We start from the raw sequence: 23,620 nt of genomic DNA on the forward strand, positions 1-23,620 counted from the left end.
TTTTTTTTTTTTTTTTTTTTTTTTTGACTTCGGGCGTCCCCCTGATTCTAACTTTTTGGTTTCGGCGGCGGCGTAGAGGTGTTTTAAAAGCAGGGGGCTGGGCCGCGTGGTCGGCCTCGGCGCGGTCCTCGGCGGTGCGCTTGGCGGGGCGTCCGGGCCGCTCCGTGGGCGGGGAGAGCTCGATCTCACTGCCGTCGACCGGGTTGACGGTGAGGACGTGCTCGCCGGCGACGACGCGCACGGTGCGGGCGAGAGCCGGCGTGTGCTGTCCGAAGTCGGGTGTGAGGGGGTCCCTGGAGGGACGCGGGCGCGGCGCGTGGCCGTCGGCCTCACCGCCGTACTCCTCGGGTGCCCGGTGCGTCGGGTCCATAGGTCAAGCCCCCCAAAAAGCGTGGTGTGGAGACAGCCCCTCCCGGCCTCGCTGCACACTTTGCTGTCGCTTCTGGTCCGGTGCCCGCTCGAGGGCTGCGGGCGCGGGCAGACGAACCGTAAACCTTCGCACAGTATCTACGACAGCCCGGGGTGCCGCGCCGTCCGAGACGTCACGGTCCGGTGAGGATTGCGCGCGTCGCGGATGTGAGGTTTGCCCACCTCGTGAACGCGCCTTTCGCCCAGCCGCTGACCGACGTGTCTCACACGCGCGGGAGGGACTCCACTCCGATGCCGCCCTCGATCGCGAGGATCCGGTGCAGTCGGGTGGCCACCAGCAGGCGCTGCATCTGGGGTGGTACGTCGCGCAGGACCAGGCGGCGGCCGCAGCGGCCCGCCCGGCGGTGGGCGCCCATGATGACGCCGAGTCCGGTGGCGTCCCAGGAGTCGAGTTCGGACAGGTCGAGCACCAGGTCGCCGACGCCGTCGTCGACCGCCGTGTGCAGGACCGTACGGGCGTCCGCCGCGCTGCGGACGTCGAGGCGGCCCCCGACGGCCAGCTCGACGTGGTCGCCCCTGATGTGCATAGCGCTCCCCTAAGCGTGCGTCTCGTGCTCCGCGGTGGTGAATGTCCGGTGTTGCATCGTCTGACTGCGTGAAGCGGTCGGAGGTTGCCGTCTGTGAGCGAACCGATACCGAATTCACCCGCAGGGGTGAGGCCTGTGGGGCGTGTGCGGTTTCAGCGCTTGCAGAAGCCCTGCCCGCTCTGACGTCCGATGTCACCGGCGTCAACCATCCGGCGCATTCCGAACCGGTGGAGCGAACTCCCCTCCATATGGCTCTCGGCGGGAGACTAGCGGGCGTGAGGCGCTGTGTGACCGGTTAGTAACGCGTTTCACGTCTCAGGGCGTGAGACGCCGATCACGTCGTCAATTCCTGCCGGATTCGCGCCGATTGACCCCTCCTATACGGGCCCGCGGACAGCGCCCGGCACCCGTGACGGACGGCACGGTGCGCGGCGCCGAGGACGGTCTAGATTGGCGGCATGGTCAATCTGACGCGCATCTACACCAGGACCGGCGACCAGGGCACCACGGCCCTCGGCGACATGAGCCGGGTCGGCAAGACCGACCTGCGCATCGCGGCGTACGCGGACGCGAACGAAGCGAACGCGGTCATCGGTACGGCGATCGCACTGGGCGGGCTCGACGAGAGCGTCGTCAAGGTCCTCATCCGCGTCCAGAACGACCTGTTCGACGTGGGCGCGGACCTGTCGACCCCGGTGGTGGAGAAGCCGGACTTCCCGCCGCTGCGGGTCGAGCAGTTCTACATCGACAAGCTGGAGGCCGACTGCGACCGCTTCAACGCGGAGTTGGAGAAGCTGCGGTCCTTCATCCTGCCCGGCGGCACGCCCGGCGCGGCCCTGCTGCACCAGGCGTGCACGGTGGTCCGCCGCGCCGAACGCTCGACCTGGGCGGCGCTGGAGGCGCACGGCGGCGAGGGAGGGAACGGCAGCATGAACCCCCTCACCGCGACCTACCTCAACCGCCTGTCGGACCTGCTCTTCATCCTGGCCCGCACGGCCAACAAGGAAGTGGGCGACGTGCTCTGGGTCCCCGGCGGGGAACGCTGAGCGTCCGCTAGCGGCTTCCCGTGGAGGTGGTCGGCGTCCGGTCCTCGCCGGGCGCGTCCTCGTCCGTCCCGGCGCCCGCCGGGGCCTTGCGGGGCCAGACCGTGTACGACAGGGCGATGAGGCCGTAGATGCCGACCACGCGCAGGGCCGTCCCCTGGAACGCGCGCAGGGAGCTGACGTCGCCGGAGTCGCCGACGTACCAGACGGCGCACTGCAGCAGGGCCAGGGCGACGGCTGCCCCGAACACGGCGCGCAGCCACAGCTTCGCCTCGTGCAGGGCGCGGGCGCGGCCGTAGCGGGGTGGCCTCGGCGGGGGCGGGCCGCCGCCGAGGCGGTGGGCGGCGTGGCCGTCGATCCAGCGGATCGTGTAGTGACCGAAGGCGACGGTGTACCCGATGTACAGCGCCGCCAGGCCGTGCTCCCAGCCGGGTTCCGCGCCGTTGCGCAGGTCGATCGCCGTCACGACGAACAGGACGAGTTCCAGCACCGGCTCGCACAGCAGCAGCACCACACTGGTCCGCCGCCACCTGAGCAGGTAACGGACGGCCAGTCCCAGTGCCAGCAGCACCCAGAAGCCGATCTCACAGGCGGCGATCAACCAGACGATCACGGTTCGCTCCTCTCGGTCACCCTTTCAGGCTCCCGTGCGGGACGGCCCGGTTCGTCGTCGCCGGTGACGAACCTCCGGTACATCGAAAGATGCAGTTCGAAACCGTTCCCGGGCACAAGGCGGCGGACTCGCGGGCCGTGTTGGATGAGTTCATGGCCGTCCGACTCCCCCGCCCGCACCGGTTCGACGTGGCCGTAGCCACCGGCGGACTGCTCGGCGGGCTGCTGCTGTGGGGCATCGGCCTGGGTACCCGCCCGGCCGACGAGCCGATCGTGCTGTTCGACGGCCGCTGGCCGATCCTGCTGCCGCTGCTGCTGATGGCCGGCTGCGAGCTGCTGCGCCGTTCCGCCCCGCGCACCGCGCTGCTGGCCGGCACGGCCGCCCTCACCCTGGACACGGTCACCCAGGGCAGCGTCGTCACGCTGATCATGTTCACCGACCTCGTGTACGCGGCCGTGCTGTACGGCACGCCCGCCTCGGCCCGGCGGATCCCGTGGATCACCGGGCTGCTGACGGTGGCGGCGACGGTCGTGCCGTTCGCCGTCTGGCGGGTGCCCGAGGCGTTGCTGATCGGGGTGGCCGTCGGCGTCGTCTCGTTCGCGCCGGGGTCCACCGGTCTGATCGTCCGCAATCATCGCGACGCCGCCGTGGCCGCCCGGCTGCGGGCCGAACAGACGGCGCTGCTCGCCGAGATGGACCGCACCCAGGCGGTCACGGCCGAACGCGCCCGGATGGCCCGCGAACTGCACGACATGGTCGCCAACCATCTGTCGGCGATCGCCATCCACTCCACGGCCGCGCTCTCCCTGGACGACCCGGACACCTCGAAGGAGGCGCTCGCGGTGATCCGGGAGAACAGTGTGGAGGGGCTGGCGGAGATGCGGCGGCTGATCGGCATCCTGCGCGACGGCAGCGGGGACCGGGAACCGGCCGCCGCCCCCACCCTCGACGGACTCGGCGACCTGGTCGAGGGTGCCCGCGCCAACGGCCTCGACGTCACCCTGCGCGCCGGCCACGGCAAGGTGCCCACCCCGGTCGAACTGGCCGCCTACCGCATCGTCCAGGAGTCGCTGACCAACGCCCTCAAGCATGCCTCGCCGGGTCCGGTCACCGTCACCCTCGCCCGCCGGGACGGGCTGCTCGACATCGGGGTCACCAGCCCGTACGGCCACCGGGACGGGCCCCGCGCGCCCGGTTCCGGGGCCGGGCTGGTCGGGATGCGGGAGCGCACCTCGCTGCTGGGCGGGACCTTCGCGGCCGGCCCCGAGGACGCGGCCGGCCCCGAGGGCCCGCTGTGGACCGTCCGCGCCTCGCTGCCCGTCACCGAGGAGGACCGTCCACAATGACACCGGCCCGCACATGGCCCACGTCCGCAATGACACCCGCCCACGCATGACCACCCCACCCTCCCCACCGCCGAAGGAGACCCGCATGATCCGCGTCCTCGTCGCCGAGGACCAGTCCGCCGTCCGCGCCGGTCTGGTCCTCATCCTGCGCAGCGCCCCCGGCGTGGAGGTGGTCGGCGAGGCGGCCGACGGGGAGCGGGCGGTGGCGCTGGCCCGCGAGCTGCGGCCGGACGTGGTGCTGATGGACGTACAGATGCCGCGGCTCGACGGGGTGTCGGCGACCCGGAAGGTGGTCGAGGAGGGGCTGGCCGACGTGCTGGTGCTGACCACCTTCGACCTCGACGAGTACGTCTTCGGGGCGCTGCGGGCGGGCGCGGCCGGGTTCCTGCTGAAGAACACCGAGGCGAAGGACCTGATCGAGGCGGTCCGTACGGTCGCGCGCGGCGAAGGCGTGGTGGCGCCGGCCGTCACGCGCCGGCTCATCGCGGAGTTCGCCGCGAGCCCGGCGCCGGGGCCGAGGGCCGATCCGGCGGTGCTGGAGTCGCTGACCCGGCGTGAACGCGAGGTGCTGGTCTGTCTCGGCGAGGGGCTGTCCAACGCGGGGATCGCGGCGCGGCTGGACATGGCGGAGGCGACGGTGAAGACGCACGTCAGCCGTCTGCTGGGCAAGCTGGAACTGCGCAGCCGGGTCCAAGCCGCGGTACTCGCACAGGAGTTGGGGATCCAGTAACGCCTGGAAACCGTGTACCGCGAAGTGGTCCAGACCTATTGACCTGTGGTCCAGACCTTTCTATTCTCGCGGCACCGTGGGTGTGAAGGCTCAGTCACACCCCACCCCGCTCCTTCACAGAGGAGGCGCTGCATGCGCTTCAGACACAAGGCCGTGGCAGGTCTCGCGACCCTGCTGCTTCCCCTGGCCGGTCTGGTCGGCCTCGCGAGCCCGGCCCAGGCGGCGACATCCGCCACCGCCACCTACGCCAAGCCCTCCGACTGGGGCACCGGCTTCGAGGGCAAGTGGACGGTGAAGAACACCGGCACCACGACCATCAGCTCCTGGACCGTCGAGTGGGACTTCCCCTCCGGCACGTCCGTCACCTCCGCCTGGGACGCCGACGTCACCTCCGCCGGCACCCACTGGACCGCCAAGAACAAGTCCTGGAACGGCTCGCTGGCCCCCGGCGCCTCCGTCTCCTTCGGCTTCAACGGCGCCGGCACCGGCTCCCCCTCCCACTGCAAGCTCAACGGCGGCAGTTGCGACGGCACCTCGGTCCCGGGCGACGCGGCCCCCACCGCACCGGGCACCCCCACCGCCTCCGAGATCACCAACACCTCGGTGAAGCTGGCCTGGGGCGCCGCCACCGACGACAAGGGCGTCAAGAACTACGACGTCCTGCGCGGCGGCACCAAGGTCGCCACGGTGACGACCACCTCGTACACCGACACGGGCCTCACCGCCGGCACCGACTACTCCTACACCGTGCAGGCCCGCGACACCGCCGACCAGAGCGGCCCGGTCAGCGGCGCCCGCGCCGTACGCACCACCGGCGGCACCACCGACCCGCCGCCCACCGGCGACAAGGTCAAGCTCGGCTACTTCACCGAGTGGGGCGTCTACGGCCGCAACTACCACGTCAAGAACCTGGTGACCTCCGGCTCCGCCGCGAAGATCACCCACATCAACTACGCGTTCGGCAACGTCAAGAACGGTCAGTGCACCGTCGACGACACCTACGCCGCCTATGACAAGGCGTACACCGCCGACCAGTCCGTCAGCGGCACCGCCGACACCTGGGACCAGCCGCTGCGCGGCAACTTCAACCAGCTCCGCCAGCTCAAGGCGAAGTACCCGCACATCAAGGTGCTGTACTCCTTCGGCGGCTGGACCTACTCCGGCGGCTTCGGCCAGGCCGCGGCCAACGCCACCGCGTTCGCCAAGTCCTGCAAGGCCGTCGTGGAGGACCCCCGCTGGGCCGACGTCTTCGACGGCATCGACATCGACTGGGAGTACCCGAACGCCTGCGGCCTGACCTGCGACACCTCCGGCCCGGCCGCCTTCCGCACCCTGTCCCAGGCGCTGCGCACCGAGTTCGGCGCGAACTACCTGGTCACCGCGGCCATCACCGCCGACGGCTCCTCCGGCGGCAAGATCGACGCGGCCGACTACGGCGGCGCCGCCCAGTACCTCGACTGGTACAACGTGATGACCTACGACTACTTCGGCGCCTTCGACAAGGACGGCCCGACCGCCCCGCACTCCCCGCTCACCTCGTACGCCGGCATCCCGGCCGCGGGCTTCAACTCCGCCGACGCGATCGCCAAGCTCAAGGCGAAGGGCGTCCCCTCCGCCAAACTGCTCCTCGGCATCGGCTTCTACGGCCGCGGCTGGACCGGCGTCACCCAGTCCGCCCCCGGCGGCACGGCGACCGGCGCGGCCCCCGGCACCTACGAGGCCGGCATCGAGGACTACAAGGTTCTCAAGAACTCCTGCCCCGCCACCGGCACCATCGCCGGCACGGCCTACGCGCACTGCGGCACCAACTGGTGGTCCTACGACACCCCGTCGACGATCGCCGGAAAGATGACCTGGGCCAAGAACCAGGGCCTCGGCGGCGCCTTCTTCTGGGAGTTCAGCGGCGACACCAGCAACGGTGAACTCGTGAGCGCCATCAACAGCGGCCTGTAGGAGCCGTTCGCACCAGACCTAGGCGACATTGACGCGCTGACCGGGCGGGGCTGCCTCGAGCCACGCGAGAAAACCGGTCAGCGCGTCTTCGCTCATCGCCAGCTCAAGACGCGTGCCCCGGTGCACACAGGTGAGGATGATCGCGTCGGACAGCAGCGCCAGCTCCTCCTCCCCCTCGGGCAGCCGGCGGCCGGCCACCTCGATGGAGGCGCGCTCCAGCACCCGGCGCGGGCGGTAGGCGTAGGAGAAGACCCGGTACCACTCGATGCGGTCGCCGTTGTAGCGGGCTACCCCGTAGCTCCAGCCTTTTCCGCTCGTATCCGTCTTCTCGGGGACGTCCCAGCGCAGGGAACAGTCGAAGGTCCCGCCGGAGCGCTGGATGAGTCTGCGGCGCAGGCCGAAGACGAACAACCCCAGCGCCACCAGGGCCACGACGATTCCGCACACAGTCAGAGCGAGGACCATCGACACCGACCTCCTCGTCTCCTAGGTACCGAAACAGGTAACGGAACGGAAAAAACATCCAGATCTGCCTCAGCCGCGGTCGGCTCCGGATCGCTCCGGTGCCAACCGCGGCTGAGTGACGTCATCACACGGCGAGCTGTCTCAGCTCGCCGCCGCCGCACGCAGTCGTACGTCCGCGCGGCGCTCGGCGGAGGCGTCGCCCTCCGCCTTCGCACGCTCGAGCTCGCGCTCGGCGCGCTGGACGTCGATCTCGTCCGACAGCTCGGCGATCTCGGCCAGCAGCGACAGTTTGTTGTCGGCGAACGAGATGAAACCGCCGTGCACAGCGGCGACGACCGTCCCACCGTCACTCGTACGGATGGTCACCGGGCCCGACTCCAGCACACCGAGCAGCGGCTGGTGACCGGGCATGACGCCGATGTCGCCGGACGTGGTGCGCGCGACGACCAGGGTGGCCTCGCCGGACCAGACCTCTCGGTCGGCCGCGACCAGCGCGACGTGCAGCTCAGCAGCCAAGGTGGCTCCTCGGGTCACCACCCGGCGGGTCTGCCGGGTGTTGGTTACAAGTCTAGTAGGCGTGGAAGAGGGGGCGGGACGACCCCGCCCCCTCTCACGAACTCAGATCTCGGATCTCAGATCTTTGGACCGACCGGTCCTCAGGTCAGGAGACGCCCAGCTCCTTCGCGTTCTTCTTCAGGTCCTCGATACCACCGCACAGGAAGAATGCCTGCTCCGGGAAGTGGTCGTAGTCACCGTCGATGATCGCGTTGAACGCGGTGATCGACTCGTCCAGCGGGACGTCCGACCCGTCGACGCCGGTGAACTGCTTGGCGACGTGGGTGTTCTGGGACAGGAAGCGCTCCACGCGACGGGCACGGTGGACGGTGAGCTTGTCCTCCTCGCCCAGCTCGTCGATACCGAGGATCGCGATGATGTCCTGAAGGTCCTTGTACTTCTGCAGGACCGTCTTGACGCGCATCGCGGTGTTGTAGTGGTCCGCCGCGATGTAGCGGGGGTCCAGGATGCGGGACGTGGAGTCCAGCGGGTCCACGGCCGGGTAGATGCCCTTCTCGGAGATCGGACGGGAGAGAACCGTCGTCGCGTCGAGGTGGGCGAAGGTGGTGGCCGGGGCCGGGTCGGTCAGGTCGTCCGCGGGGACGTAGATCGCCTGCATCGAGGTGATCGAGTGACCACGGGTCGAGGTGATGCGCTCCTGGAGGAGACCCATCTCGTCGGCCAGGTTCGGCTGGTAACCCACCGCGGAGGGCATCCGGCCGAGCAGGGTCGAGACCTCGGAACCGGCCTGGGTGAAGCGGAAGATGTTGTCGATGAAGAACAGCACGTCCTGCTTCTGCACATCGCGGAAGTACTCCGCCATGGTCAGACCGGCAAGGGCCACGCGCAGACGGGTGCCCGGGGGCTCGTCCATCTGACCGAAGACCAGGGCGGTCTTGTCGATGACGCCCGACTCGGCCATCTCCTCGATGAGGTCGTTGCCCTCACGAGTGCGCTCACCGACACCGGCGAACACGGAGACACCGTCGTGGTTGTTGGCGACGCGGTAGATCATCTCCTGGATGAGCACCGTCTTGCCGACGCCGGCACCGCCGAACAGACCGATCTTGCCGCCCTTGACGTACGGGGTCAGCAGGTCGATGACCTTGACGCCGGTCTCGAACATCTCGGTCTTCGACTCGAGCTCGTCGAAGTTGGGGGCCTTGCGGTGGATGGTCCAGCGCTCGCCCTCGTACTGCTCGTCGACGTTCAGCACCTCACCGAGGGTGTTGAACACCTTGCCCTTGGTGAAGTCGCCGACCGGGACGGAGATGCCCGTGCCGGTGTCGGTGACCGCGGCCTGGCGGACCAGACCGTCGGTGGGCTGCATGGAGATGGTGCGGACCAGGCCGTCACCCAGGTGCTGGGCGACCTCCAGGGTCAGCGTCTTCTTCTCGCCGGCGAGGGCCGGGTCGGCCACCTCGACGTGAAGGGCGTTGTAGATCTCCGGCATGGCGTCGACGGGGAATTCCACGTCGACGACCGGGCCGATGACCCGGGCGACGCGGCCCGTGGCAACGGCCGTCTCAACTGTCGTCGTCATTACTTGTCACTCCCCGCGGTCGCGTCGGCCAGGGCTGCAGAGCCACCGACGATCTCGCTGATTTCCTGGGTGATTTCGGCCTGGCGGGCCGCGTTGGCAAGGCGGGAGAGCGTCTCGATCAGCTCTCCGGCGTTGTCGGTGGCCGACTTCATCGCGCGCCGCGTGGCGGCGTGCTTCGAGGCGGCCGACTGAAGCAGCGCGTTGTACACGCGGCTCTCGACATACCGGGGCAGCAGGGCGTCGAGGACGTCCTCCGCCGACGGCTCGAAGTCGTACAGCGGAAGGATCTCGTCCTTCGCCGCGGACTCCTGGGCCACCTCTTCGAGGCTGAGCGGCAGCAGACGGTCACTGAGTGCCGTCTGCGTCATCATCGACACGAATTCGGTGAACACGATGTGGAGCTCGTCCACACCACCGTCCGCCGTCTCCTTCTCGATGGCCTCGATGAGGGGGGCCGCGACCTTCTTGGCGTCCGCGTACGTCGGCTCGTCCGTGAAGCCCGACCACGACTCCGCGACCTTGCGCTCACGGAAGTTGTAGTGGGCGAGACCACGCCGGCCGACGATGTACGTGTCGACCTGCTTGCCCTCCGCCTCGAGGCGCGCCGTCAGCTGCTCCGCGGCCTTGATCGCGTTGGAGTTGAAGGCACCCGCGAGACCACGGTCGCTCGTCAGGAGCAGCACCGCGGACCGCACGACCGTCTCGGCCTGCGTGGTCAGCGGGTGCTTCGTGTTCGATCCGGTACCCACCGCCGTGACCGCGCGGGTGAGCTCGGACGCGTACGGCTTCGAGGCCGCCACCTTGCGCTGCGCCTTGACGACACGCGAGGCGGCGATCATCTCCATCGCCTTGGTGATCTTCTTGGTCGCGGTGACGGATCGGATGCGACGCTTGTAGACCCGGAGCTGGGCTCCCATGAGTCAGGTCCCTTCCTTACGTCACTTGGCCGCGGCCGGGGCGTCCTCGCCGAGAAGCCTGCCGTCCGAGGTCTCGAACTGCTTCTTGAACTCGGCGATCGCGTCGGCAATGGCGATGAGGGTGTCCTCGGACATCTTGGCACCCTCCTTGATGGAGGTCATGAGGCCCTGCTCCTTGCGGTGCAGGTACTCCAGCAGCTCCTTCTCGAAGCGGCGCACGTCGCCCACCGGCACCTCGTCCATCTTGCCGGTGGTACCGGCCCAGATGGAGACGACCTGGTCCTCGGTGGCCATCGGCTGGTACTGAGCCTGCTTGAGCAGCTCGACCAGGCGCTGACCGCGCTCCAGCTGGGACTTCGACGCGGCGTCCAGGTCGGAACCGAAGGCGGCGAAGGCCTCCAGCTCACGGTACTGGGCGAGGTCGAGGCGCAGACGGCCGGAAACCTGTCGCATCGCCTTGTGCTGCGCGGAACCACCGACTCGGGAGACGGAGATACCGACGTTCAGCGCGGGGCGCTGACCGGCGTTGAACAGGTCCGACTCCAGGAAGCACTGGCCGTCGGTGATGGAGATGACGTTGGTCGGGATGAACGCCGAGACGTCGTTGGCCTTCGTCTCGACGATCGGCAGACCGGTCATCGAGCCGGCGCCCAGCTCGTCGGAGAGCTTCGCGCAGCGCTCCAGCAGGCGGGAGTGCAGGTAGAAGACGTCGCCCGGGTAGGCCTCGCGGCCCGGCGGACGGCGCAGCAGCAGCGACACGGCGCGGTAGGCGTCGGCCTGCTTCGAAAGGTCGTCGAAGATGATGAGGACGTGCTTGCCCTCGTACATCCACTGCTGACCGATGGCCGAACCGGTGTACGGCGCCAGGTACTTGAAGCCGGCCGGGTCGGACGCCGGAGCGGCGACGATGGTCGTGTACTCCAGCGCGCCGGCCTCTTCGAGGGCGCCACGCACGGAGGCGATGGTCGAGCCCTTCTGGCCGATGGCGACGTAGACGCAGCGGACCTGCTTCTTCACGTCGCCGGAGCGCCAGTTGTCACGCTGGTTGATGATCGTGTCGACGGCCAGCGCGGTCTTGCCGGTCTGACGGTCACCGATGATCAGCTGACGCTGGCCACGGCCGATCGGCGTCATCGCGTCGACGGCCTTGTAACCGGTCTCCATCGGCTCGTGCACCGACTTACGGGCCATGACGCCCGGAGCCTGAAGCTCCAGGGCGCGGCGGCCGGACGTCTCGATCTCGCCGAGGCCGTCGATCGGGTTGCCGAGCGGGTCGACGACGCGGCCGAGGTATCCCTCGCCCACCGCGACCGAGAGGACCTCACCGGTACGCGTGACCGGCTGACCCTCCTCGATGCCACTGAACTCGCCGAGGACGACGCAGCCGATCTCGCGCTCCTCGAGGTTGAGGGCGAGACCGAGGGTGCCGTCCTCGAACTTCAGCAGTTCGTTGGCCATGGCCGAGGGAAGGCCCTCGACCTTCGCGATGCCGTCGCCGGCAAGGCTGACCGTACCGACCTCCTCGCGCGAGGCCGCGTCCGGCTTGTACGACTGGACGAAGTTCTCCAGTGCGTCCCGGATCTCCTCCGGCCGGATCGTGAGCTCCGCCATCTGGGTTCCCTGCTCTCCTTGTTGGGCCCGAAGTTTCACTTTGGGGGGATGGGGACTCCCCCCTGAAAGAGGTGAATCCTCTGCACGGCCCAACCAGGGCCGCCATCAGTTCGTACTGCGGTCTTGAGTTGCTGCTAGCCAGCCATGCGGCGGGTGGCGTCCTCGATACGGTCCGCGAGCGAGCCGTTGATCACCTCGTCACCGACCTGCACCCGGATCCCGCCCAGGACCTCGGGGTCCACGTCGAGGTTGAGGTGCATCGTGCGGCCGTAGAGCTTCGCGAGGGCGGCGCCCAGGCGCTGCTTCTGCGGGTCGCTCAGCGGTACCGCCGAGGTGACGACGGCCACCATGCGGTCCCGGCGCGCGGCGGCGAGCTTGGACAGGGACTCGAGTCCCGCCTCCAGGCTACGACCTCGCGGCGCGGTCACAAGGCGCGTCACCAGACGCTCGGTGGCCGCGTCCGCACGACCGCCGAGCAGGCTGCGCAGCAGCTCGCCCTTGGCCGGCGCGGTGGCCTTCCGGCTGGTCAGTGCGGCGCGCAGCTCGGTGTTCGAGGTGACGATCCGCCCGAAGCGGAACAGCTCGTCCTCGACGTTGTCGAGCGTGCCGGCCTGCTGCGCGGCGGTCAGGTCCGCGGCGTCCGCCAGCTGCTCCAGCGCGTCCACCAGGTCGCGCGACTGCGACCAGCGGGAACGCACCAGACCGGCGACCAGATCGACGGCGGGGCCGCTGACCTGGTTGCCGAGCAGGCGCTGGGCCAGCTCGGCCTTCGCCTCACCGGCCTGCGCCGGGTCGGTGAGGACCCGACGCAGCGACACCTCGCGGTGGAGCAGCGCGGTGACGGCCGCCAGCTCGGCGGCGAGCTGCGCCGCGTCCACGGACGTGTTGTCCGTCAGCGCGTCGAGACGCTCGCGTGCGGCTGCCAGGGCCTCGCGGCTCGCTCCGTTCATCGCGACGCCTCGGCCTTCTCCTCGAGCTCGTCGAGGAAGCGGTCGATGACGCGGCTCTGGCGGGCGTGGTCCTCGAGGGACTCGCCGACGAGCTTGCCGGCCAGAACGGTGGCAAGCTTGCCGACATCCTGGCGCAGCGCGGACGAGGCGGCCTTGCGGTCGGCCTCGATCTGGGTGTGACCGGCGGCGACGATCTCCTCGCGCTGCCGCTGGCCCTCGGCGCGCATCTCCGCGATGAGCGTCGCACCCTGCTCCTGCGCCTCCTGGCGCAGACGCGCGGCCTCGTGCCGGGCCTCGGCGAGCTGAGCCTTGTACTGCTCAAGCACGCTCTGGGCCTCGGTCTGCGCGGCCTCGGCCTTCTCGATACCGCCCTCGATGGCCTCGCGGCGCTCTTCCAGAACCTTGTTGATGTTCGGGAGGAGCTTCTTGGCGAGGAAGCCGAAGACGATGACGAAGGCGATGAGGCCGATGACGAGCTCGGGGATCGGCGGGACGAGGGGGTTTTCCATCTCCTCGGCCGCCACGATGAGCAGTTGGCTCATGTGTATGCCTTTCGTCTAGTCGGCTGGTCTCGGATCAGCGATCAGTAGCCGTAGACGAACGGCATGACCAGACCGATCAGGGCAAGCGCCTCACAGAAGGCGAAGCCGAGGATCTGGTTGGCGCGGATCAGACCGGCCGCCTCGGGCTGCCGGGCGAGGGCCTGCGTGCCGTTACCGAAGATGATGCCGACGCCGACGCCGGGGCCGATCGCGGCGAGGCCGTAACCGATGGAGCCGAGGGAGCCTTCGACAGCAGCAAGGGTCTGGGACATGCCAGTTCTTCCTTTTCTTTACGGACCGGTGGGGGTTGGCCACCGGACGGCTATGAGAGGTCGGGTACGGGTGGCTCAGTGGTGCTCGGCGAGCGCGCCCTGGATGTAGGTGCAGGTCAGCAGGACGAACACGTACGCCTGCAGCGCCTGGATGAACAGCTCGAAGGCCGTCATCACAACGACCATGACGAATGAGACGCCCGCGTAGGCGATGCCGATGCCGTTCAGCAGGTACCAGCTCGCGATGGTGAAGAGCAGCAGCAGGGTGTGACCAGCGAACATGTTCGCGAAGAGTCGCACCGCGTGCGTGAACGGGCGGATCAGCAGGTTCGAGAAGAACTCGATGCCCATGGCCAGCGGAAGTACCGGGCCGAGCGACTTGTCGTAGCCGGTGACGTTCTTGAAGAAGCCGACGAATCCGTGCCGCTTGAAGGTCAGCGAGACCCACAGAACGTAGACGATCAGCGCGAGAACCAGCGGATACGAAATGATCGACGTGACCGGGAACTGGGCGATCGGAATGATCGACCAGAGATTCATCATCCAGACGAAGAAGAAGAGCGAGACGATGAGCGGTACATACTTCTCGCCTTCCTTCTTGCCGATGGTCTCGTAGACGACACCGCGGCGGATGAAGTCGTAACCCGCCTCGGCCACCATCTGAAGCTTGCCCGGAACGACCTTCGGCTTACGGAAGGCAGCCCAGAAGAAGCCGACGATGACGATCGAGCCGAGGAGCGCCAGCAGCATCGTCTTGTTGAAGTACACGTTGCTGTCCGCGTCACCCCACAGGGGCTCGAACAGGAACGAGTGCAGGCCGGGAGAGGGGAAGCCACAACCGTCGAAGATGTGGCAATCGGTCTCGAAGGCGAGCACCTGCGTCGGGTCAGCACTCACCGCGGGCTCCTTCAGCGTGACGCATGTGTACGGCAACCTCGTTGTGTCGGCGCGGCGCAGGGCCGCAGTTCGGCACGGGACTGGTGTTACGGATGTGGGGGCGGCTCTTGGGCATCTCGCCTCGCGATTGAGCAGGCGTCAGCTCGGATGCCCGCGCCCGCGATGCCGCAGTTGGCACCGGACGATAGCAGGATCTCTTAGGCGTCTTTATCCCGGCCCTACCCGTCACGACGAGTGCCCCGATTTGTGGGACTGCTCGCCCTTCGTGGGAGTGCTCGGGTCGGGCTCGACATAGAGGATCTTGGACTTCATGTGCGCCCAGGTCTGAGCGCCGATCCAAGCCAGAGTGCCGGCGACCAGAGTGAGCGCGAACGCCTTGGGATGGAAAAGCGTCGTGTTCTTGAACGCCGCCATGAAGATGAACAGGAGCAGGATCTGCGCCGCGTAGAGCAGCAGGCCCATGCCCTGGAACAGGTGCGGAAGCGTTTTGGCGATGCGCTGCAGGACGTAGAGGCTGACACCCATGAAGAGGATGACCAGCACCGTCGCGACGCCGGCCCCGATTGCACCTTTGCCGCCCGCGACCACACCGCTGACGACGGCGGCGATCGCGCCGACGGCAACCGTGGGCACGGCGGCCTGAGCCAGGATCCGGACGTCGTTGGACGGCATGGCGGCAACTCCGCTTTCAAAGGCAAAGGGGGCAGGGGTGTCGTCATGGACGAGCGTAGTCCCCGTCCGAGGGGCGAAAGACCGCACGCCGTCCTCGCGACCGATGGACCGTCGCACTACGGTCCTTCGACTCCATCCGGGGTTCTCGTGAACCGTATCACAAACTATTTGATGAGGTCTTTACCTGGATGGTGTGCCCGGTGTCACACATGAGAGTGACACTGCGCGTCTGTGCAGGCCAGCGGATCACTTGTCTGGTAATGGGCAACTTTGCCCACCCACCGTTTCCCCACGACTTGGCAATGCTCTCGTCAGATTCTTACCTTGCCGTGCGCGACCGGGACCCCACGGCGGTCGCCCCGTTGACCCCCGAGACCCCCACGGCCACCGGCGTACGCGGCTCGGGCTCCTCCGCCGGGACGCCGCCCGTGGCGTCCTCCGTCGCCACGGCCTGCTCCGCCTCCGGAAGGACCTTGCGGCGCCGGTAGCGCGGCGGCACGAAGGACTCGGCCCAGCGCGGGGCGCGCGGCGTGAAGCGCGGCAGCAGAAGCAGCAGGAGCCCGATCGCGCTCAGGAACACCACACCGAGGACGATCCACATGGACGCCGAGTTGACCGAGTAGGCGAGCGTGCCGAACGCGATCAGCGCCGACCAGAAGTACATGATCAGCACCGCGCGGCTGTGCGAGTGGCCGACCTCCAGAAGCCGGTGGTGCAGATGCCCGCGGTCGGCGGCGAACGGCGACTGACCCCGCCAGGTGCGGCGCACGATGGCGAGGATCAGGTCGGCGGCCGGGATCGCGATGATCGTCAACGGCATCAGCAGCGGGATGTAGATCGGCACCATCCCGTGCACGGTGCTGCGCTCGGACCCGCCGAACAGGTTGTCCGGGTCGACCTGCCCGGTGATGGAGATCGCGCCCGCGGCGAGCACCAGTCCGATCAGCATCGAGCCGGAGTCGCCCATGAAGATCCGCGCCGGGTGCATGTTGTGCGGCAGGAAGCCCACGCACATGCCCATCAGGATCGCGGCGAACAGCGTGGCCGGGGCCGCCGCCTCGATGCCGTACGAGTACCAGATGCGGTAGGCGTACATGAAGAACGCGGCGGCGGCGATGCACACCATGCCGGCGGCGAGGCCGTCCAGACCGTCCACGAAGTTGACCGCGTTGATGGTGATCACGACCAGTGCCACCGTCAGCAGGGTGCCCTGCCACTGGGTCAGCGCCACCGTGCCGACGCTCGGGATCGGCAGCCACAGGATCGTCAGACCCTGCATGACCATCACGCCCGCGGCGATCATCTGCGCGCCCAGCTTGATCAGGGCGTCGATCTCGAACTTGTCGTCCAGGACGCCGATCAGCCAGATCACGGCCGCTCCGGAGAGCAGGGCACGCGGCTCGTTCGACTTCTCGAAGACCTGGTTGAGGTTGGTCAGGTGGGACGCGACCAGCAGGCCCGCGCACAGGCCGAAGAACATCGCGATCCCGCCGAGCCGCGGAGTGGGCTCCCGGTGCACGTCCCGTGCTCTGATCTCCGGCATGGCCCCCGCCGCGATCGCGAACTTCCGTACCGGCCCTGTCAGCAGATACGTCACCGCGGCCGTGACGCAGAGCGTCAGCAGGTATTCACGCACGGGCTTCCCCACAGGTCTCGCTGGCCATCTGAGCACCACACCCTAGCGAGGCGCGCATAAGGGTGAGGACTTCCGGGTAGCGACGATGGTTGCACGGGTGACTGTGCACGGGAGAGCGCCTGCCCCTGTTCAGCCGGGAGAGGGCGGAAATCCCGCGGTCAGTTCCCGCACTTCCTCACGCACCTGGCGGCCCTCGGCGTCGCCCCGCAGTACGCCCGCCATCAGCTTCGCGATCCGCGCCATCTCCGCCTCCCCCATGCCCTGCGTGGTCACCGCGGCCGTGCCCAGGCGCAGGCCACGCAGGTCGGCGTGCGGCAGCGCGCAGCAGTCCAGCACCATCCCGGCCGCGGCGAGCCGGCCGCGGGCCGTCCGTCCGTCGACGCCCAGGGGCGCCGGGTCGGCGGTGATGAGGTGGGTGTCCGTGCCGCCGGTGGTGACGACCAGCCCCTCCGCCTCCAGCCGGGCCGCCAGCACCCTGGCGTTGGCGACCACCTGATGGGCGTACACGGTGAACGCAGGTGTTGCCGCCTCGCCGAACGCGACCGCCTTCGCGGCGACGGTGTGCATCTGCGCGCCGCCCTGCGTGAACGGGAACACGGCCCGGTCCACCCGCTCCGCCAGCTCGGCACCGCACAGGATCATGCCGCCGCGCGGGCCGCGCAGCACCTTGTGCGTGGTGGCGCAGACGACATCGGCGTACGGCACCGGGTTCGGCGCCGCTCCCCCGGCGACCAGGCCGATCGGGTGGGCGGCGTCGGCGATGAGATAGGCGCCGATCTCGTCGGCCACCTCGCGGAAGAAGGCGTAGTCGATGTGCCGGGGGTAGGCGATGGAGCCGCAGACGATCGCCTTGGGGCGGTGGCTGCGGGCCAGGGTGCGCACCTGTTCCTGGTCGATGAGCCCGGTCTCCGCGTCGACGCCGTACGGCACGAAGTCGAACCAGCGGCCGGAGAAGTTCGCCGGTGAGCCGTGCGTGAGGTGGCCGCCGTAGGGCAGGCCGAGGGCGAGGACGGTGTCGCCGGGGCGCAGCAGAGCGGCGTAGGCGGCGAGGACGGCCGAGGAGCCCGAGTGGGACTGGACGTTTGCGTGGTCGGCGCCGAACAGCTCCGTGGCCCGCTCCACCGCGAGGCGCTCGGCCATGTCCACGATCTCGCAGCCGCCGTGGTGGCGGGCGCCCGGATAGCCCTCGGCGTACTTGTTGGCCAGCGGCGAACCGAGCGCGGCCAGCACGGCGGGGGAGGTGAAGTTCTCTGCGGCGATGAGCTGAAGCGTCGACGCCTGCCGCTCACGCTCCCCGAGCAGGAGCTCGGCGACGGCGGGGTCCTGACGTCGCAGGACGTCGGCCTCGATGGCATGGGTGACCGGCATGGTGGACTCCGGGGCGTCGACGGTGACGTACGTCCAATGTAGGCCGACGCCGCCCCGGCCGCCCGGCTACGCCACCCGAAGAAGCCCCGAGAAGCCCCGAGAAGCCCTCAAGGGACCGGAGAAACCCCGGAGAAGGACACAGCCCCGGCCTCAGGTCCGCGCCGGGACCCCCGTCAGCGCCGTCACCACGGCGGCCGACGCCTGACCCACCCCTCGCACCCCTCGCACCCCTTGGCCCCGGCGGGCCTCACGGGCAGCGGACCGCTGCGGCCGACTCCGACCACCGGCTCACCACCGGGCACCGACCCGCACGTATCAGCCGACGTCTGCCAGGCAGCGCACCTCAGGTCCGCGCCGGGACCCCCGTCAGCGCCGTCACCACGGGGTCCAGGGCCTGGTGTATCTCGTCGCCGATGGAGCGGAAGAACGGGAGCGGTGCCCCGTACGGGTCGTAGACCTCGTCGGCCTCCGCCGTGGGGGCCAGGAGCCAGCCCCGGAGGGCGGCTGCCGCGCGGACCAGGGCGCGGGCGCGCATCACCACGCCCTCGTCCAGCGAGGGGAGGGTGGCCGGGTCGATCGCGTTGACGAGGCGGGTGAACTCCTTCAGCGTGAAGGTGCGCAGGCCCGCCGAGTGGCCCATGGAGATGACCTGGGCGCGGTGGTCACGGGTCGCCGTCAGCACCAGGTCGGCCATGATGACGTGCTCGTCGAGCAGCTCCCGGCCGGTGAAGCCGGAGGCGTCCGCGCCGAAGCCGGCCAGCACGGTCTCCGCGTTGGCCTCCATCGGTGCGCCCTCATGACCCCAGGTGCCCGCGCTCTCCACGATCAGCCCGCCGCCGAGCACCCCGAGGCGCTGCGACACGAAATGCCGGGTCAGCCGCTCGGTGATCGGCGAGCGGCAGACGTTGCCGGTGCTGACGTGGAGGATGCGGAAGGTGTCGCGCGGAAACCCGAACGTCGTCGTCTGTTCCGCTGCACGTTCCCCGGTGCCTATGCCACGCCCCGCGTCAGGGGCTGTCAATTCGCCACCTCGAGGTCGGGTACGACCTTGCGCAGCTCTTCCTCCGAGATCGCGCCCGCCCTCAGCAGCAGGGGCACCTCACGGCTGACGTCGACGATCGACGACGGGACGTTGCCCGGGGTGGGGCCGCCGTCCAGGTAGACGGAGACGGAGTCGCCGAGCATCTCCTGGGCGTAGTCGCAGTTCTCCGGCGCCGGGTGGCCGGTGAGGTTGGCGGAGGAGACCGCCATCGGGCCGACCTCGGTCAGCAGCTCGATGGCGACCGGGTGCAGCGGCATGCGGACGGCGACGGTGCCACGGGTGTCCCCGAGGTCCCACTGGAGGGACGGCTGGTGCTTGGCGACGAGGGTGAGCGCGCCCGGCCAGAACGCGTCGACCAGCTCCCAGGCCATCTCGGAGAAGTCCGTGACGAGACCGTGCAGCGTGTTCGGCGAGCCGATGAGGACGGGCGTGGGCATGTTGCGGCCCCGGCCCTTCGCCTCCAGCAGGTCACCGACGGCCTCCTTGGAGAACGCGTCGGCACCGATGCCGTACACCGTGTCGGTCGGCAGGACGACCAGCTCGCCACGGCGGACGGCGGACGCTGCCTCGCGCAGACCCGTCACGCGGTCGGTCGCGTCATTGGTGTCGTATCGCCGTGCCATGTCTAGCGGGCCTCCTCGTGCACGTACTGCGCGGTTGTGGGCGGGGGGACGGTCACGGCAGCGCCTTGCGGGCGGTGGCGAAGCGCGGCCGGTTGTTGAGGTCGGGGTGGTCGGCCGCGTCGGCCCAGCCACGCTCCTCGGTGAAGATCCACGGCACCTGGCCGCCCTGGGTGTCGGCGTGCTCGATGACGACGACGCCGCCGGGCCGCAGCAGGCGGTGCGCGGTGCGTTCGATGCCCCGGATCAGGTCGAGGCCGTCCTCGCCGGAGAACAGGGCGAGCTGCGGGTCGTAGTCGCGGGCCTCGGGGGCGACGTACTCCCACTCGGTGAGCGGGATGTACGGCGGGTTGGACACGACCAGGTCGACCTGGCCGTCGAGGTCCGGGAAGGCGTCCAGGGCGTTGCCCTGACGCAGGTCGACCCTGGACCCCTCCATGTTCTTGCGGGTCCACACCAGGGCGTCCTCCGACAGCTCCACGGCGTGCACGCGGGAGCGCGGGACCTCCTGGGCGAGGGCGAGCGCGATGGCGCCGGAGCCGGTGCACAGGTCGACGATCAGCGGCTCGACGACGTCCATGGCGCGCACGGCGTCTATCGCCCAGCCGACCACCGACTCGGTCTCCGGGCGCGGTACGAAGACGCCGGGCCCGACCTGGAGCTCCAGATACCGGAAGTAGGCGCGCCCCGTGATGTGCTGGAGCGGCTCGCGCTGCTCGCGGCGGGCGATGACCTCCCAGTACCGGGCGTCGAAGTCGGAGTCCTTCACGGAGTGGAGCTCGCCGCGCTTCACGCCGTGCACGAAGGCGGCGAGCTCCTCCGCGTCGTTGCGCGGCGAGGGCACGCCGGCGTCGGCCAGCCGCTGGGTGGCCTGAGCTACCTCAGCGAGCAGCAGACTGCGGGGGCTCGGGGAACGTCCCCCAAATGATTGCTGCACGCAAGTCCTCCGTGTCGTCCTCGGTCGTGCGTACGTGCCTTACGCGGCTGCCAGCTTCGCTGCCGAGTCCGCGTCGACGCAGGCCTGGATCACCGCGTCGAGGTCGCCGTCCAGGACCTGGTCCAGGTTGTACGCCTTGAAGCCGACCCGGTGGTCCGAGATGCGGTTCTCCGGGTAGTTGTAGGTGCGGATCTTCTCGGAGCGGTCGACGGTGCGGACCTGGCTGCGGCGGGCGTCGGCGGCTTCCCGCTCCGCCTCCTCCTGTGCCGCGGCGAGCAGCCTGGAGCGCAGGATACGCATCGCCTGCTCCTTGTTCTGGAGCTGGCTCTTCTCGTTCTGGCAGGAGGCGACGACCCCGGTGGGAACGTGCGTGATGCGCACCGCGGAGTCGGTCGTGTTCACGGACTGCCCGCCGGGCCCGGAGGAACGGTAGACGTCGATACGGAGGTCGTTGGGGTTGATCTCGACGTCGACCTCCTCGGCCTCGGGCGTGACGAGGACACCGGCCGCGGAGGTGTGGATACGGCCCTGCGACTCGGTCGCCGGGACGCGCTGCACACGGTGCACGCCGCCCTCGTACTTCATCCGGGCCCACACGCCCTGACCGGGCTCGGTGGCGCCCTGGCCGCCCTTGGTCTTCACGGCGACCTGGACGTCCTTGTAGCCGCCCAGCTCGGACTCGGTGGCGTCGATGATCTCGGTCTTCCAGCCGACGCGCTCGGCGTATCGCAGGTACATCCGCAGCAGGTCGCCGGCGAACAGCGCGGACTCGTCTCCGCCCGCACCCGCCTTGATCTCCAGCAGGACGTCCTTGTCGTCGCTCGGGTCGCGCGGGACGAGCAGCAGCCGCAGCTTCTCGGTCAGCTCCTCGCGCTGCTTCTCCAGCACCTTGGCCTCGGCGGCGAAGTCCGGGTCGTCGGCGATGAACTCGCGCGCGGTCACGATGTCGTCGCCGGTCTGCTTCCAGGAGCGGTACGTGGCGACGATCGGGGTCAGCTCGGCATAGCGCTTGTTCAGCTTGCGCGCGTTGGCCTGGTCGGAGTGGACCGACGGATCGGCGAGCTTCTTCTCCAGGTCGGCGTGTTCACCGAGGAGTTCCTCGACGGCCTCGAACATCTCTGGCTCCTGATACTGCGAAGGAAAGGGAAGGCAGGCGACCAAAAACGCCGGTCCCGGCGCGTGCCCCGGGCAGGGGCACGGCCGTGGACCGGCGAAATGGGGCTCGCTACTTCGTGGAGCCGGCGGCCTTGCCGAAGCGGGCCTCGAAGCGGGCCACACGGCCACCGGTGTCGAGGATCTTCTGCTTGCCCGTGTAGAACGGGTGGCACTCGGAGCACACGTCGGCACGGATCGCGCCGCCGTCGATGGTGCTGCGGGTGGTGAACGACGCGCCACAGGTACAGCTGACCTGCGTCTCGACGTACTCGGGGTGGATGTCGCGCTTCAAGGTGTCTCCTAGGTTTCGGGAGGGCGCCGGGTCGCCGTCCGCGGGATGCGAAAAGCGTGAACCGGAGCCGACGTACCAGTCTGCCAGCACTGGCCGCATCCCCCAAAACCGGGGGGTGCGGCGATCTATTCCCCGCGGGCCCGCGGCGGGCGTCGCGGGGGGTCCGGCCGCGGTCTCACCGCGCTCTCAGTGCGCGTCCCGCTCGGTCAGGACGCGGACACGACGCCCGCCGCCTCGCCCGTGGCATTGCCCTCGGTGGCGGTCTGCGGGATCGGGAGGTCGTTGCGCAGGGCCGTCCAGACCTGCTGGGCCTTCGCCTTCTCGACGATGACGCGGTTGGGGTTCGCGGGGTCGTACCGCACCGGCATCGTGACCATGTGCATGTCTTGCGCGCCGATGCCCTTGAGGCCGCCCGCGAAGGACATCAGCGAGTTCAGCGAACCGAGGTCGGAGTCGGTGGTGACGGCCTTGGTGGCCGTGTCGGCGAGGGCGTACAGCTTCTTGCCGCTGGTGAGGACGCCTACGTCCTTGACCTGGTCGACCAGGGCCTTGATGAAGGCCTGCTGGAGCTGGATCCGCCCGAGGTCCGAGCCGTCGCCGACGCCGTGCCGGGTGCGGACCAGGCCGAGGGCCTGTTCGCCGTCGAGCGTGTGCGTGCCGGCCTTGAGGTCCAGATGGCTGTCGGGGTCCTTGATGTCCTCGGTCGTGGTGATGTCGACCCCGCCCAGCTCGTCGATCAGCTTCTCGAAGCCGGAGAAGTCGACTTCCAGATAGTGGTCCATGCGGACACCGCTGAGGGACTCCACGGTCTTGACGGCGCAGGCCGCGCCGCCCGTGGTGTACGCCGAGTTGAACATGACGCCGGCCGCGGCGTCATGGGTGCCGCCCTGGGTGTCGGTGCACCGGGGGCGGTCGATGAGGGTGTCGCGCGGGATGGACACCACGCTGGCCTTCTTGTGGCCCTCGTACACGTGGATGATCATCGCCGTGTCGGAGCGGGCGCTGCCGTCGTCGGTGCCGCCGCCGAGCTTCTTGTTGGCACCGGAGCGGGTGTCCGAGCCGAGGACGAGGATGTTCTCCGAGCCGTTGCCGGCCTTCGTGGGCCGGTCGGTGCCGAGGGCCTGGTCGATGTCGACGCTCTCGATGTTGCCGTTGAGCTTGAAGTAGACGTACCCGAGGCCGGTACCGCCGAGGACGGCCACCCCCGCCGCGGTCCACGCCGCGATCATCAGGCCCCTGCGTGCGGCCCGGGGCTTGCGGCGGTGGCCCTTGGTCCGATGGCCCCGGCCATCGGTACCGGGCTCATCCGGTGGGCCGGCCTCTCCCGGTATGCCGGGCTCCGGCGTGCTCTCCGCGGACATGCGCTCCTCGGTTCCGTGTCAACGCCACCATGGTCCCTCCGTCAGGTCAGACGGGGAAACTCGGCACAGGGTTGCACAGCGCTCTGTGCCCGGCCTGGAGCAGGCCGGGCACGGAGCGTGAGCGCGTGAGGGACGGAGCACCCC

The 23,620-nt window shown here is 69.2% G+C and carries 24 protein-coding genes and 1 pseudogene; 4 read left to right on the top strand and 21 right to left on the bottom strand.

Going from position 1 to position 23,620, the window contains the following annotated elements; translation table 11 throughout:
• Both P1P75_RS18730 and P1P75_RS18735 read right to left on the bottom strand, forming a co-directional pair.
• Nucleotides 1-370: pseudogene (locus P1P75_RS18730) on the bottom strand (hypothetical protein); the annotation flags it as partial.
• Between the two features lie 262 nt (nucleotides 371-632).
• Nucleotides 633-956: an STAS domain-containing protein gene (locus P1P75_RS18735; RefSeq protein ID WP_086770578.1), complete on the bottom strand. Its 324-nt coding sequence runs from the start codon at nucleotides 954-956 to the stop codon at nucleotides 633-635.
• Between the two features lie 458 nt (nucleotides 957-1,414).
• Between P1P75_RS18735 and P1P75_RS18740 the strand changes: the two genes are divergently transcribed.
• Nucleotides 1,415-2,002: a cob(I)yrinic acid a,c-diamide adenosyltransferase gene (locus tag P1P75_RS18740; protein WP_319256717.1), complete on the top strand. Its 588-nt coding sequence runs from the start codon at nucleotides 1,415-1,417 to the stop codon at nucleotides 2,000-2,002.
• Nucleotides 2,003-2,009: 7 nt separating this feature from the next.
• Here the strand turns inward: P1P75_RS18740 and P1P75_RS18745 are convergent, their stop codons facing one another.
• A complete protein-coding gene (locus tag P1P75_RS18745; RefSeq protein WP_319256719.1) occupies nucleotides 2,010-2,612 on the bottom strand; it encodes a hypothetical protein in 603 nt (200 codons plus the stop codon).
• Nucleotides 2,613-2,764: 152 nt separating this feature from the next.
• Here P1P75_RS18745 and P1P75_RS18750 point away from each other — a divergent pair, with 152 nt between their 5' ends.
• The 3 genes from P1P75_RS18750 (at nucleotide 2,765) to P1P75_RS18760 (ending at nucleotide 6,641) form a co-directional block, all read left to right on the top strand.
• A complete protein-coding gene (locus tag P1P75_RS18750; RefSeq protein ID WP_319256721.1) occupies nucleotides 2,765-3,958 on the top strand; it encodes a histidine kinase in 1,194 nt (397 codons plus the stop codon).
• Between the two features lie 85 nt (nucleotides 3,959-4,043).
• Nucleotides 4,044-4,688: a response regulator transcription factor gene (locus P1P75_RS18755; protein WP_319256723.1), complete on the top strand. Its 645-nt coding sequence runs from the start codon at nucleotides 4,044-4,046 to the stop codon at nucleotides 4,686-4,688.
• Between the two features lie 132 nt (nucleotides 4,689-4,820).
• A complete protein-coding gene (locus P1P75_RS18760) occupies nucleotides 4,821-6,641 on the top strand; it encodes a glycoside hydrolase family 18 chitinase (RefSeq protein ID WP_319256725.1) in 1,821 nt (606 codons plus the stop codon).
• Between the two features lie 18 nt (nucleotides 6,642-6,659).
• On the opposite strand, the gene P1P75_RS18765 is transcribed toward P1P75_RS18760, so the two are convergent.
• The 18 genes from P1P75_RS18765 to P1P75_RS18850 form a co-directional block, all read right to left on the bottom strand.
• On the bottom strand, nucleotides 6,660-7,106 hold the full coding sequence (locus P1P75_RS18765; RefSeq protein WP_086770584.1) for a DUF2550 domain-containing protein: 447 nt from the start codon (nucleotides 7,104-7,106) through the stop codon (nucleotides 6,660-6,662).
• A 141-nt stretch (nucleotides 7,107-7,247) separates the two neighbouring features.
• The gene (locus P1P75_RS18770) at nucleotides 7,248-7,622 is read right to left on the bottom strand and encodes a F0F1 ATP synthase subunit epsilon (RefSeq protein WP_210593804.1); all 375 of its coding nucleotides are present in this window, start codon (nucleotides 7,620-7,622) and stop codon (nucleotides 7,248-7,250) included.
• 145 nt (nucleotides 7,623-7,767) lie between these two features.
• Entirely contained in the window at nucleotides 7,768-9,204 is a 1,437-nt protein-coding gene (gene atpD / locus P1P75_RS18775; protein ID WP_086770586.1) for a F0F1 ATP synthase subunit beta, read from the bottom strand.
• A complete protein-coding gene (locus P1P75_RS18780) occupies nucleotides 9,204-10,121 on the bottom strand; it encodes a F0F1 ATP synthase subunit gamma (RefSeq protein WP_319256729.1) in 918 nt (305 codons plus the stop codon). The genes atpD and P1P75_RS18780 overlap by 1 nt, the downstream gene beginning before the upstream one ends.
• Nucleotides 10,122-10,142: 21 nt before the next feature.
• Nucleotides 10,143-11,732, bottom strand: a complete 1,590-nt coding sequence (gene atpA, locus P1P75_RS18785; protein WP_319256731.1) for a F0F1 ATP synthase subunit alpha — start codon at nucleotides 11,730-11,732, stop codon at nucleotides 10,143-10,145.
• A 134-nt stretch (nucleotides 11,733-11,866) separates the two neighbouring features.
• Nucleotides 11,867-12,682: a F0F1 ATP synthase subunit delta gene (locus P1P75_RS18790; protein WP_266462431.1), complete on the bottom strand. Its 816-nt coding sequence runs from the start codon at nucleotides 12,680-12,682 to the stop codon at nucleotides 11,867-11,869.
• The gene (locus P1P75_RS18795) at nucleotides 12,679-13,224 is read right to left on the bottom strand and encodes a F0F1 ATP synthase subunit B (RefSeq protein WP_319256734.1); all 546 of its coding nucleotides are present in this window, start codon (nucleotides 13,222-13,224) and stop codon (nucleotides 12,679-12,681) included. The genes P1P75_RS18790 and P1P75_RS18795 overlap by 4 nt, the downstream gene beginning before the upstream one ends.
• Before the next feature lie 41 nt (nucleotides 13,225-13,265).
• The gene (gene atpE / locus P1P75_RS18800; protein WP_009321656.1) at nucleotides 13,266-13,496 is read right to left on the bottom strand and encodes an ATP synthase F0 subunit C; all 231 of its coding nucleotides are present in this window, start codon (nucleotides 13,494-13,496) and stop codon (nucleotides 13,266-13,268) included.
• Between the two features lie 75 nt (nucleotides 13,497-13,571).
• Entirely contained in the window at nucleotides 13,572-14,393 is an 822-nt protein-coding gene (gene atpB / locus P1P75_RS18805) for a F0F1 ATP synthase subunit A (protein WP_319256740.1), read from the bottom strand.
• A 225-nt stretch (nucleotides 14,394-14,618) separates the two neighbouring features.
• Nucleotides 14,619-15,065, bottom strand: a complete 447-nt coding sequence (locus P1P75_RS18810) for a hypothetical protein (RefSeq protein ID WP_319256742.1) — start codon at nucleotides 15,063-15,065, stop codon at nucleotides 14,619-14,621.
• Between the two features lie 319 nt (nucleotides 15,066-15,384).
• On the bottom strand, nucleotides 15,385-16,701 hold the full coding sequence (locus tag P1P75_RS18815) for an MraY family glycosyltransferase (RefSeq protein WP_319256744.1): 1,317 nt from the start codon (nucleotides 16,699-16,701) through the stop codon (nucleotides 15,385-15,387).
• Between the two features lie 129 nt (nucleotides 16,702-16,830).
• Nucleotides 16,831-18,069: a serine hydroxymethyltransferase gene (gene glyA / locus P1P75_RS18820; protein WP_319256746.1), complete on the bottom strand. Its 1,239-nt coding sequence runs from the start codon at nucleotides 18,067-18,069 to the stop codon at nucleotides 16,831-16,833.
• A gap of 343 nt (nucleotides 18,070-18,412) precedes the next feature.
• Nucleotides 18,413-19,090, bottom strand: a complete 678-nt coding sequence (locus P1P75_RS18825; protein WP_319256749.1) for a protein-tyrosine-phosphatase — start codon at nucleotides 19,088-19,090, stop codon at nucleotides 18,413-18,415.
• The gene (locus P1P75_RS18830) at nucleotides 19,087-19,734 is read right to left on the bottom strand and encodes an L-threonylcarbamoyladenylate synthase (protein WP_150472770.1); all 648 of its coding nucleotides are present in this window, start codon (nucleotides 19,732-19,734) and stop codon (nucleotides 19,087-19,089) included. Before P1P75_RS18830 ends, P1P75_RS18825 begins: the two co-directional genes overlap by 4 nt.
• Nucleotides 19,735-19,786: 52 nt before the next feature.
• Nucleotides 19,787-20,626, bottom strand: a complete 840-nt coding sequence (prmC, locus tag P1P75_RS18835; protein ID WP_086770606.1) for a peptide chain release factor N(5)-glutamine methyltransferase — start codon at nucleotides 20,624-20,626, stop codon at nucleotides 19,787-19,789.
• Between the two features lie 81 nt (nucleotides 20,627-20,707).
• The gene (prfA, locus tag P1P75_RS18840) at nucleotides 20,708-21,784 is read right to left on the bottom strand and encodes a peptide chain release factor 1 (RefSeq protein WP_319256751.1); all 1,077 of its coding nucleotides are present in this window, start codon (nucleotides 21,782-21,784) and stop codon (nucleotides 20,708-20,710) included.
• Nucleotides 21,785-21,893: 109 nt separating this feature from the next.
• On the bottom strand, nucleotides 21,894-22,115 hold the full coding sequence (gene rpmE, locus P1P75_RS18845) for a 50S ribosomal protein L31 (protein WP_086770597.1): 222 nt from the start codon (nucleotides 22,113-22,115) through the stop codon (nucleotides 21,894-21,896).
• Between the two features lie 206 nt (nucleotides 22,116-22,321).
• On the bottom strand, nucleotides 22,322-23,476 hold the full coding sequence (locus P1P75_RS18850) for an LCP family protein (RefSeq protein WP_319256753.1): 1,155 nt from the start codon (nucleotides 23,474-23,476) through the stop codon (nucleotides 22,322-22,324).
• Nucleotides 23,477-23,620: the final 144 nt, after the last annotated feature.

It is taken from the genome of Streptomyces sp. ID05-39B (assembly GCF_033794725.1).
Lineage (GTDB): Bacteria > Actinomycetota > Actinomycetes > Streptomycetales > Streptomycetaceae > Streptomyces > Streptomyces bobili.